Genomic DNA, 10,687 nt, shown 5'->3' with positions numbered 1-10,687 from the left:
CACACTGGTCATGGCCGCGGTGGCGGTGCCCGTCTACGTCCTGTCCGCGGTGGTCGTCGGCGCGTTGTGGGGCACCCGCGGCGCACTGCGAACCCTGCGGTGGGCGATCGACCAGCGTCAGCCGACCGACACCGAGCGGCGCAAGACGTTGCGGGTTCCACTGCGGCTGACACTCCTGCAGGCCACGTTGTGGGCGGTGGCCACGGTTCTGTTCACCGCGCTGGTGGCAGCTGTGCAGCCGGAGCTCATCTTCACCGTGGCGTTCACCGTCGCCTTCGCGGGCATCGTGGTGTGCGCGAACGCCTATCTGCTCAGCGAGTTCGCGTTGCGGCCCATCGCCGCCCGCGCCCTGTCCGAGCGGATGCCGCGGCGGCCGCTCAGCGCCGGGGTCAACGTCCGCATCCTGCTGTTCTGGTGCCTGGGCACCGGGGTGCCGGTGGCCGGGCTGGTGATGGTCGCGCTGTTCTCCCTGATCCAGGGCGACACCTCCGCGACAAAACTGGCGATCACGATCATCGTGCTCGGCGCGGTCGTACTCTGTTTCGGTTTGCTGGTCACGGTTTTCACCGCGCGGGCGACGGTCGCGCCGATCCGCTCGGTGCGCGACGCGCTCCGCCGCGTGCAGCACGGTGACCTCGACGTCCAGATCCCGGTGTACGACGGCACGGAACTCGGCCTGCTGCAGTCGGGCTTCAACCACATGGCGTCCGGCCTGCGGGACCGCGCCCGCATCCGCGACCTGTTCGGCAGGCACGTCGGCGAGGAGGTCGCGGCGGCCGCGCTGGGCAAGACCTTCGAGCTCGGCGGCGAAGTCCGTGAGGTGTCGGTCCTCTTCGTCGACGTCGTCGGCTCGACAGAACTGGCCGTCACCCGTCCGCCCACCGAGGTCGTCGAGCTACTCAACCGGTTCTTCACCGTGGTGGTGGACGAGATCGACAAGCACCACGGCCTCGTGAACAAGTTCGTCGGCGACGCCGTGCTCGCGATCTTCAACGCACCCGCCGAGCTCGACGACCACGCCGGGCACGCGCTCGCCGCGGGCCGCGCGATCGCTTCCCGCCTGGCGGCGGAGATTCCCGAGTGCGCGGCGGGCATCGGCGTCGCGACCGGTCAGGCCGTGGCGGGGAACGTCGGCGACACCCGCCGGTTCGAGTACACCGTGATCGGCGACCCGGTCAACGAAGCCGCGCGGCTGACCGAGCTGGCGAAGGACGTCCCCGGCAGGCTCGCCACGTCCTGGTACACGGTCGAAAACGCGCCGCCGGGGGAAGCCGGGAAGTGGCGGCCCACCGACAGCATCACCCTGCGGGGACGCGACAAGCCGACCGTGGTCGCCGTACCCAAGTAGTCAACGCAACCTTGCGAGACCGGCATCGAGCACAGCCTTGAGATGCGAAGTCGTCCCGGTGGCCAGCATCATCAGGATCCCGCCCTGGATCCCCGCGAGCAGCGCCGCGGCCGCCTGCACGGCGTCTATGTCGGCACGCATCTTTCCCGCCGCCTGCATGGTGACGATGCCCCGGGTGAGCGCGTTTTCCCATTGTCCGTACATCGCGACGACGATCTCGCGACCGGCCGGGTCGTTCGGGTCCAGCCGCCCGATCAGGACACTGAGCCCGCAATGCTCGCGCTGCCTTTCGTGGCGTGCGAACAGTTCCGCCGCCCAGGCGGCCCAAGATTCCCACGAGCCCAGGTCGTCGAGATGGGGTTGCTGCTCCTCGAGGACTTGCCCGGCTTCGTGAGACGTGACGGCGAGCATCAGTTCGGCTTTGCCACCGGGAAAGTAGTGGAACAGCTGACTGCTGCTGGTGCCGGTCGCGACGCGGATCTCTTCCAGCCCACCGGTCCCCTGTTCGCGCAGCACCCGTGCGGCGCCTTCGATGATGCGCCGCCGGGTGGCCAAGCCTTTGCCGGTGATTCCGCGGGGCATGGGGGCAGCATACCGAGCGGTTTTGACTATCCGCTCGGAAAAACTCAGCGCAGCGTGGGCAATCCGACGACGACGGCCGAGAGAAACCGCTTCAGAGTGGGAAGAAACGGCGGGCACAGCGCGGCCAGTTCCGGGTCCTGCGCGTACACCTCGAGGATCGTGGACGGCGGGTGGCCGACCGGATAGAGCACCCCCGCCATCGCGGCCGCCCCCGAGATCAGTTCCCTGGCTTCGGACTCGCTCAGCTCCGGATAGGCCGCCACGACCGGGCCGCACAGGTCGGCGATGACGTCGTGCACGAGATGCTTGAACGCACGGGCCGCCGGGACGGAGATGTTGTGCTCCAGGCTCGTCGACAGCTGGCTGAGCAGGTCGCAGAACAGGGGCAAGGTCTCGAAGGGCTCGGCGAGCGCGTCGACGACCGCGTCCTTGCCGCTCGCGTCGCGGAGCCGCTCGAGCACGGCACCGCGCCAGTCCTGCCATCCCTCGGCGGCCAGTTCGAGGTAGATCTCCTCGCGCGTGCCGAAGTAGCGGCCTACGTTGGACTTCGCCAGGCCCACCGCGCACGCGACCCCGCCGAGGCTGACGTTGCGCACTCCCGACATGAGGGCAAGCTCGCGCGCGGCGGCGAGGATCGCCTCGCGCCGCTGCTGCTTGTGCTCCGGGCTCCTGGCCCGGAGGAATGCTGAGTGCGACATGTCTGCGACAGCATACGACGCGGTTAACAGAACAGTGTTTCCTTGTTAAGGGACCGACGTTCTGTTAGCCTCGACGGCTTCCAGTGTCGTACGTCAGGACGGAGAAAGCACGTGGTCGAGGTACGAATACGGGTCAACGGCACGACCGAGGTGGTCGATCTGGAACCCCGGGTGAGCCTGCTCGACGCACTGCGCGAGCAACTCGGCCTCACCGGCACGAAGAAGGGCTGTAACCAGGGCGCCTGCGGAGCTTGCACCGTCCTCGTCGACGGCGAGCGCATCAACTCCTGTCTCACGCTGGCCGTGCAGTACTCCGGCCGCGAGATCACCACCATCGAAGGCGTCGACCACCCGTTGCAGGCCGCGTTCGTCAAGAACGACGGTTTCCAGTGCGGCTACTGCACCTCGGGCCAGATCTGCTCCGCCATCGGCATGCTCGCCGAGCACGACGCCGGGATGCCGAGCGCGGTCACCGAGCACCTGTGCGCGCCCGAAACCGAGCTGTCGAACGGCGAGATCCGGGAACGTATGAGCGGCAACCTGTGCCGTTGCGGCGCGTACAACGGCATCGCCGACTCGATCCAAGAGGTCACCCGATGAAGTCCTTCGCCTACGTGAGCGCGCCCGACGTCGAAGCCGCGGTCCGCGCGATCTCCACCGAGCCCAACGCGAAATTCCTGGGTGGCGGGACGAATCTCGTCGACCTGATGCGCGAAGAGGTCGAAGCGCCCGACACGATCATCGACATCACCCGGCTCCCCCTGACCGACGTCGTCGAGCTGCCCGGCGGCGGGCTCCGGATCGGCGCACTGGTCCGCAACAGCCACCTCGCGGCGAACCAGCTGATCAGGTCGCGCTATCCCCTGCTGTCCCAGGCGATCCTCACCGGCGCGTCGGCGCAGCTGCGCAACATGGCCACCGTCGGCGGGAACCTGTTGCAGCGCACACGATGCTTCTACTTCTACGACAGCACGTCCGCGTGCAACAAGCGCGAACCGGGCACCGGCTGCGACGCGATCGGCGGCTTCAACCGCAACCACGCCGTCCTCGGCGGCAGCGAAAGCTGCATCGCGACCCATCCTTCGGACATGGCCGTCGCACTCGCCGCGCTCGACGCGGTGATCGAGGTCGAGAGCGTGCGCGGGGTCCGGCGGATCCCGCTGGTCGAGTTCCACCAGCTGCCCGGTGAGACCCCGGACGTCGAAACCAGCCTCGCGGCCGACGAGCTGATCACCGCCGTCGAGCTGCCCGCGCTGCCCATCGCGGCGACTTCGCGCTACCGCAAGGTGCGGGACCGGGCGTCCTACGCCTTCGCACTGGTGTCGGTGGCCGCGGCGCTGGAAGTCGAGGACGGCCACATCACCGCCGTCCGGCTCGCGCTCGGCGGGGTCGCGGCGAAGCCTTGGCGCGCCTACGAAGCCGAGCGGCTTCTCCAAGGCTCACCTGCGACCGAGGAGACGTTCCGGAAGGCCGCCGCGGCCGAACTCGCACCGGCGACGGGCCAGTCCCAGAACGCCTTCAAGATCGAGCTGGCGCAGCGCACCATCGTCGCGACCCTCAACCAGCTGCTCACCGACGGAGGTGCGGCATGACCCAGGCACCGGTTCGCACCGAACCCAAGACCACGCCCGCCGGACCGTACGTCGGCAGGCCGATGGACCGGGTCGACGGCGTCGCGAAGACCACTGGCGAGGCGAAGTTCTCCGCCGAGTACCCGTATCCCGACATCGCGCACGCCGCGCTCGTGCACGCGCCTATCGCGCGCGGCCGGATCACCGGCGTCGACAGCGCCGCCGCGTTGGCCGCCCGGGGTGTGCTCGCGGTGATCACGCACGAGAACGCGCCCGAGATGAAGCCTTCACCGTCGGCGAGCATGCTGAACATGGAGACCATGGCGGTGTCCGGTTCGGTGACCTTCCTCAACACCGACGAGGTGCACTGGAACGGTCAGCCGGTGGCGATCGTCGTCGCGGACACCCTCGAAGGCGCGCAGCACGCCGCCTCACTGGTCAAGCTGAGCTACGACGAGCTTCCATCCACTGTGGACTTCAGGGCCGAACTGCCCAACGCCTTCCCGCAGAAGAGCAGCATGATCTCCGTCGGCTCGGCCAAAAAGGGTGACGCCGAGGCAGCGCTCGCGGTGGCCGCGGTGTCGGTGGATCTCGACTACACCACCCCGATGCACAACCACAACGCGATCGAACCCCACGCCACCACCGCGTTCTGGGACGGCGACAAGCTCACGATCCACGAGGGCACCCAGAACGTCGACTGGACGCGCAAACTGCTGGCGTCGAAGTTCGACGTCCCGGTGGAGGGCATCCGGGTCATCGCGCCGTTCGTCGGCGGCGGTTTCGGCGGCAAGTCGATGCTCTGGGCGGGCACGATCCTGACCGCGCTCGCGGCGCGGGTGAGCGGCCGCCCGGTGCGGATGATGCTGACCAGGGAAGGCGTTTACCGCACTGTCGGCGGGCGCACGCCCTCGACGCAGCGGGTCGCGCTCGGCGCGGACGCCGACGGCAAGATGACGGCGTTGATCCACACCTGCGTGACCCAGGTCGGGAACGTCGGCGGCAGCCCGGAACAGGTGACCTCACAGTCACGGCATCTCTACGACGCCGCCACCATCCTGACCGAGCAGAAGCAGGTTTCGCTCGACGTACTGGCGAACACGGCCATGCGCGCGCCCGGCGAGTCGATCGGGACCTACGCGCTGGAAGCCAGCGTGGACGAGCTGGCGTACAAGCTCGGCGTCGATCCCATCGACCTGCGGATGCGGAACGAACCGGCGAAGAACCCGATGGACGGCAAGAAGTTCTCGCACCGGATGCTGCGCGAGGCCTACGCGCTCGGCGCCGAGAAGTTCGACTGGGCGCGGCGGACGCCGGAACCCGGCTCGATGCGGGACGGGAAATGGCTCGTCGGGATGGGCGTCGCGACGGCGTTCCACCCGTCTTGGCAGTTAAACGCGAACGTGACCGTGCGGCTCTCGGTGGACGGCGGCGTGCTGGTGCGCTGCGGGTTCCACGAGATGGGCATGGGCGGGGCGACCGCGCAGGGCCAGATCGCGGCCGACGCGCTCGGCGTGCCGTTCGAATCCGTGCGGGTCGAGTACGGCGACACGGATCTCCCGATCGGGCCGGGCGCCGGCGGGTCCATGCAGACGGCGAGTGTGGCCAACAGTCTCATCGCGGCCTGCGAGAAGCTGAAGAAGTCGATGCTGACGCTGGCCAAGAAGTCGAGTGGATCTCCCTTGAAGGGTTTGAAACTCGCCGAGCTGAAGGCACGGGACGGCGGTCTGTACCAGTCGGGTGCGGGCGAGACGTATGTGTCGATCCTGTCGCGGGCGGGCCGTCCTTCGGTCGAGGTGGCCATCGGTTCGGACACCGGGCTCGGGGCGGTGACCGGGCAGGTGAAGTTCATGTCGAAGTTCATGCTCGACAACCGCCGGTGGATGAAGGCCGCCTCCGGCGCCCAGTTCTGCGAGGTCCGGGTCGACTCAGACACCGGTGAAGTGCGGATTTCGCGCTGGGTCGGGAGTTTCGACGTCGGCCGGGTGATCAACGCGAAGACGGCGTCGAGCCAGCTGCGCGGCGGCATCGTGATGGGCATCGGCATGGCGCTCCAGGAGGAGACCCTCGTCGACCCGCGTACCGGCCGGATCATGAACCCCAGCCTCGCGGAGTACCACGTCCCGGTGCACGCCGACATCCCGCCGATCGACATCCACTACCTCGACGATCCCGATCCCACGATGCCCGCGGGCATCCTCGGTGTCGGCGAGGTCGGCATCACCGGGGTCGCCGCCGCGATCGCGAACGCCGTCCACCACGCCACCGGCAAACGCATCCGCGACCTCCCCATCACCCTGGACAAACTCCTCTAGTTCCGCGCAACACACCTACCGGACCGCGACACACGGCTACGCCAACGGGAAACACGGCTGTGCAACTCCTGCGCAGCCGTGTTTCCCTTTTGTGCAGCCATGTTGCACGTTTGCGCGCTCGACGTTGTCCGATACGTGTCCGATTCGCGACAAAATCCGACAGAGCGTCAAGTGGTCTAGACAACTCTTCACCGGGTACGTACCGTGCGTTGTGACTCGGATCACAGGATCGTGAAAGGAGTCACGTCTCCGAGCAGAATGCCCCCATTTTGAGGAGTGAACTGTGCGCATCACCCGAAAACTCGTGCGTCTGCTGACCGCCGCCGCGCTCAGCCTGCCCCTGGTCGCCGGGGTGTCAACGCTGTCGGCATCGAGCGCCGTCGCGGCGCCCGATCTGCTGCCGCTGAACGTCACGAACAACTCCAACAGAGGCGACCAGGTCTACCTCTACCTGCTCGGCACGAACCTCACCACCGGCAGACTCGGTTACGTCAACTCCGCAGGCACTTTCACCCCCTGGTCGGGCGGGTCGAACCCACCGAGCCCGGCGCCGGACGTCGCCATCAACGGTCCCGGTGGAGGCGGCACGACAGTGCTGCGCGTTCCACGCGGGATGTCCGGACGCGTCTACATGTCCTTCGGGCAGAAGCTGAAGTTCTTCCTCACCCCCGACGGCCTCGTGCAACCAGCGCCATGGGCGGGCGGCGACGCGAACCGCGACATCCTCTTCGACTGGAGCGAGTTCACCTACGACCTGGGCGGCAGCCTGTTCATCAACAGCTCGCAGGTCGACATGTTCAGCGTGCCGCACGCGGTCGCCGTCACCGGTGCCACGGGCGCGACGCAGGAGACAGGCAGGCTCGTCTCCGGCGGCCGCGACGCGGTCTTCAACGCCGTGCGGGACCAGCCCGGTGACTGGTCGAAGCTGATCTACACCCGCGCCGACGGCACGCGGCTGCGCGTCCTCGCGCCCGGCAAGGGACTCGACGCCGGCCAGTTCAACGCCTCCTACTTCGACGGCTACCTGAACACCGTGTGGGACACCTACCGCAACACCACCCTGACCGTCGTGCCGTTCGAGGCCGAGCCCAACAAGAAGTTCTCCGGCCGCACCGGGACCGACAACGTCCTGCGCTTCACGGACTCGACCGGGGCCACGGTGGCTTCGTTCCAGAAGCCCGCGACGCGGGACGTCTTCGGCTGCGACGGCAAGCTCCAGGCGCCGAACGACCAGGTCGTCGGCCCGATCGCGCGGACGCTCTGCGCGGCGCTGCACCGCTCGACGCTCGGCTACCTGCACACCCAGCCGACCTACAGCGCGAACGACTTCTACACGCGCGCCATCTCCGACCACTACTCGGCCAAGATCCACAAGAACATGGTCGACGGCAAGGCCTACGGCTTCGCGTTCGACGACGTCGGCCACTTCGAGTCCCTCGTCCACGACGGTAACCCCAGCTCAGCGCGCATCACCCTGACTCCCTTCCAGTAGACGGAATGCGCGCGGCCAGTTCGGTGTTGTCCGAAATGACGTGTTTCTGGCCGCGCGCGGCCGTCTAGGGGAAGAGAGCAGTCATGTCCTTGGTCATGACCGTCGAGGAGCGCGAAGCGTTCTTCAGCGGAGTACACATCGGAGTGCTGGCGATCGAGCGGCCTGAACGGGCGCCGCTGGCCGTGCCGGTTTGGTACGACTACGAGCCGGGCGGCGAGATCCTGGTCTGGATGGACCGCGACACGGTGAAGGACAAGTCGATCCGTGCCGCGGGCCGGTTCAGCCTGGCGACCCAGACCGAGGAGGTGCCGTACAAGTACGTCACCGCGGAGGGACCCGTCGTCGCCAGCGACGGCCCGCCGACGCTCGAGCAGGCACTCCGCATCGCCCGTCGGTACCTGCCCGAGGAGCACGCCAAGGAGTACGTGGCCGGGGCACTCAGCGAGAATTCGCTGCTGGTCCGGATGCGTCCGGAGAAGTGGCTGAGCAACGACCAAAGCAAGGCCTGACGAACACCGAAGGCGGGGACGGTCCAAACGGGCCGTCCCCGCCTTCTTCGTTTCCGCGGGCTTGAGGGGGTGGCTCGTGAGTGCCTACGAGTGTTATCAATAACACTCGTAAACACTCACGAGGGCCAGTGCGACGGGCGGGTCAGGGTCGCGGGCAGTGTCGTGGCGGAGTCGCCCTTCGCCGCGTTCACCTGGGACTGGGTAAGGAAAATGCTCTCCGCGAGATCCGCGCCGCGGACGTCGGCGTCCCGGAAGTCGGCGCCGATGAGGTCGGCCAGCCGCAGGTCCGCACCGCGCAGATCGGCGCCGATCAAGTAGGTCCCGCGCAGGTCGGCGCCCTTCAGGTCCGCGCCTTTGAGGTTCGCCCCGATGAGGTCGGCACCGCGGCGGGCCTTCTTCTGACGTCGTGAGCCGGCGCGCACGAGTTCGCTCGTGCGCAGCAGCAGGACGTTGACCTCCTGGCGGTGCGCCGCGACGTCCAGCGCCAGGAGAGCGTCCGGCTCGGATCGTGTGAGCAGTTCGATCTTCTCCAGCTGCGCGGCGAGCTCGCCGTGCAGTTCGCGCGCCGGGCGCAGGGTCAGGGCTTCGGTCAAGTACCAGAGCAGCTCGTGGAGCTGGCGCATGACGGGCAGCGCGGCGAACATCCGCTTCGACGTGCCGGGCGCGTCGCGCCAGTCCGTCCCGGCGAAGGTGACCTGGGAGAGCTGCTGTCCCGCGCCGAAGCAGTCGTACACCGTGCAGCCCTGGAAACCCTCTTTGCGGAGACTCTGGTGGATGCCGCAGCGGAAGTCGGGGCGCAGGTTGGCGCAGGGCTCCCCGACGTTTTTGTCGACGGCGAAGTCGGCCGACGCGGTGAAGGCCAGCGCGACACAGCAGAGCCCGAAGCAGTTTTCACAGTCGGCCAGCAGGTTGACGCGACCCACGCCGGGTGAAGGTTGGTCGGACAAGGTTCTCCCGCTGCCGATGGTGACTGCCTGCGACGCAGCGTACCGGCCGCCTTTCGGCACGTCGGAGCACAGGGACACGAGCCGTGTCGACCGATCACTGACCGCGGGCGCTACTCCGCGAAAGGTCCAGCCCTTGCTCGCCTTGTAGCGTTCGAGCTTTTCCAGCGGGGCATGGGAAACGGCGGCCGTCTAAGATCAGCGCGGTGACGACGGTGAGCCGTACCGAAGGCAGCGTGCAGGTCGGCATCCTGCTACTGGCCTTGGCCTGGACCGGGATCAACGCGGTTTCCCTCGGCACCTGGGTGCTCGAAGTCGTCTGGGTGCTCATCGGGCTCCCCTTGATCCTGTTGCTGCGCAAGAGGTTCCCGCTGACCCGGCTGGCGTGCTGGCTCCTGGTGTTCCACGCGCTCGTGCTCTGCTACGGCGGCCAGTACACCTACGCCGAGACCCCGCTGGGCAACGCCGTGCAGGACCTGCTCGGCACACAGCGCAACAACTACGACCGCTTCGCCCATGTGGTGCAGGGATTCGTGCCCGCCATCGTGGTCCGCGAAATCCTGGTGCGGCGGACGCCGTTGCGCGCGGGTGGCTGGCTGTCGTTCCTGACGGCGAGCGTCTGCCTGGCGATCAGCGCGTGCTTCGAGTTCGTGGAATGGCTCAGCGCGGTGATCCTGGGCGCCGGGGCGGACGACTTCCTCGCCACCCAAGGCGACGTCTGGGACACGCAATGGGACATGGCGCTCTGCCTGTGCGGTGCCGTCCTCTCGCTGCTGTTGCTCCGGCGCGTCCACGACCGGCAGCTCGAGGGCTAGTGGAGGTGGCTCTGCCAGTCGGCGGGCACGCGGCCGGACGGGCCGGGGGTGGGCTGGTCGAGCGGGTGGTGCTGGGGGCCGGCCAGCGCGGGTCCGTCGTAGAACTCCTCGGTCTGGTAGTTCCAGAACCAGTCCTCGCCGGGCTCGTAACTGCGGATGAGCGGATGCCCGCTGCTCTCGGCGTGCGCGCTCGCGTGCTGCGCGGGTGAGCTGTCGCAGCAGCCGACGTGCCCGCACTGGGTGCAGCGGCGCAGGTGGACCCACCAGCCGTCCACCGCGTCGCACTCGACGCAACCAGGTCCGCTCGGCGGAACGGACGGGTCGATCCCGGCTACAGCAGTCATGACGAGGTACTCCAGTTCCTAGGCGAGATGTTCATTCACCACGATGTCGCGCGTGCTGTCCAGCCGACA

The 10,687-nt window shown here is 68.0% G+C and carries 11 protein-coding genes; 7 read left to right on the top strand and 4 right to left on the bottom strand.

The annotated features are described in order from the left end of the window. On the top strand, positions 1–1,348 hold a 1,348-nt coding region (locus tag VGP60_RS19630), incomplete at its 5' end, for an adenylate/guanylate cyclase domain-containing protein (protein WP_327549491.1). On the opposite strand, the gene VGP60_RS19625 is transcribed toward VGP60_RS19630, so the two are convergent. Together VGP60_RS19625 and VGP60_RS19620 are read right to left on the bottom strand one after the other, a co-directional pair. Continuing rightward, the gene (locus VGP60_RS19625) at positions 1,349–1,930 is read right to left on the bottom strand and encodes a TetR/AcrR family transcriptional regulator (protein ID WP_327549490.1); all 582 of its coding nucleotides are present in this window, start codon (positions 1,928–1,930) and stop codon (positions 1,349–1,351) included. 44 nt (positions 1,931–1,974) lie between these two features. Next, the gene (locus VGP60_RS19620; protein WP_327549489.1) at positions 1,975–2,628 is read right to left on the bottom strand and encodes a TetR/AcrR family transcriptional regulator; all 654 of its coding nucleotides are present in this window, start codon (positions 2,626–2,628) and stop codon (positions 1,975–1,977) included. A gap of 111 nt (positions 2,629–2,739) precedes the next feature. Here VGP60_RS19620 and VGP60_RS19615 point away from each other — a divergent pair, with 111 nt between their 5' ends. The 5 genes from VGP60_RS19615 (at position 2,740) to VGP60_RS19595 (ending at position 8,515) form a co-directional block, all read left to right on the top strand. Then, positions 2,740–3,228 carry a 2Fe-2S iron-sulfur cluster-binding protein gene (locus VGP60_RS19615; RefSeq protein WP_327549488.1) on the top strand — a complete coding sequence of 163 codons (489 nt, stop codon included), beginning with the start codon at positions 2,740–2,742 and terminating at the stop codon, positions 3,226–3,228. Continuing rightward, positions 3,225–4,220 (top strand): xanthine dehydrogenase family protein subunit M, encoded by a 996-nt coding sequence (locus VGP60_RS19610; RefSeq protein ID WP_327549487.1) that lies wholly within the window; start codon positions 3,225–3,227, stop codon positions 4,218–4,220. The genes VGP60_RS19615 and VGP60_RS19610 overlap by 4 nt, the downstream gene beginning before the upstream one ends. After that, positions 4,217–6,514, top strand: a complete 2,298-nt coding sequence (locus VGP60_RS19605; RefSeq protein WP_327549486.1) for a xanthine dehydrogenase family protein molybdopterin-binding subunit — start codon at positions 4,217–4,219, stop codon at positions 6,512–6,514. Before VGP60_RS19610 ends, VGP60_RS19605 begins: the two co-directional genes overlap by 4 nt. Positions 6,515–6,797: 283 nt before the next feature. Further along, on the top strand, positions 6,798–8,006 hold the full coding sequence (locus VGP60_RS19600; RefSeq protein ID WP_327549485.1) for a beta-1,3-glucanase family protein: 1,209 nt from the start codon (positions 6,798–6,800) through the stop codon (positions 8,004–8,006). 83 nt (positions 8,007–8,089) lie between these two features. After that, positions 8,090–8,515 carry a pyridoxamine 5'-phosphate oxidase family protein gene (locus tag VGP60_RS19595; RefSeq protein WP_327549484.1) on the top strand — a complete coding sequence of 142 codons (426 nt, stop codon included), beginning with the start codon at positions 8,090–8,092 and terminating at the stop codon, positions 8,513–8,515. Between the two features lie 116 nt (positions 8,516–8,631). Here VGP60_RS19595 and VGP60_RS19590 read toward each other — a convergent pair whose 3' ends face one another. Beyond that, positions 8,632–9,438 (bottom strand): pentapeptide repeat-containing protein, encoded by an 807-nt coding sequence (locus VGP60_RS19590; protein ID WP_327549483.1) that lies wholly within the window; start codon positions 9,436–9,438, stop codon positions 8,632–8,634. Between the two features lie 227 nt (positions 9,439–9,665). Between VGP60_RS19590 and VGP60_RS19585 the strand changes: the two genes are divergently transcribed. Next, positions 9,666–10,274, top strand: coding sequence for a DUF2238 domain-containing protein (locus tag VGP60_RS19585; RefSeq protein WP_327549482.1), 609 nt, complete (start codon positions 9,666–9,668; stop codon positions 10,272–10,274). Here the strand turns inward: VGP60_RS19585 and VGP60_RS19580 are convergent. After that, entirely contained in the window at positions 10,271–10,618 is a 348-nt protein-coding gene (locus tag VGP60_RS19580; RefSeq protein ID WP_327549481.1) for a UBP-type zinc finger domain-containing protein, read from the bottom strand. The genes VGP60_RS19585 and VGP60_RS19580 overlap by 4 nt on opposite strands. Between the last annotated feature and the right edge of the window lie 69 nt (positions 10,619–10,687).

It is taken from the genome of Amycolatopsis sp. (assembly GCF_036008905.1).
Lineage (GTDB): Bacteria > Actinomycetota > Actinomycetes > Mycobacteriales > Pseudonocardiaceae > Amycolatopsis.
The sequence above is the reverse complement of the archived record's forward strand: the minus strand, read 5'-3'. Positions and strand labels throughout refer to the sequence as shown.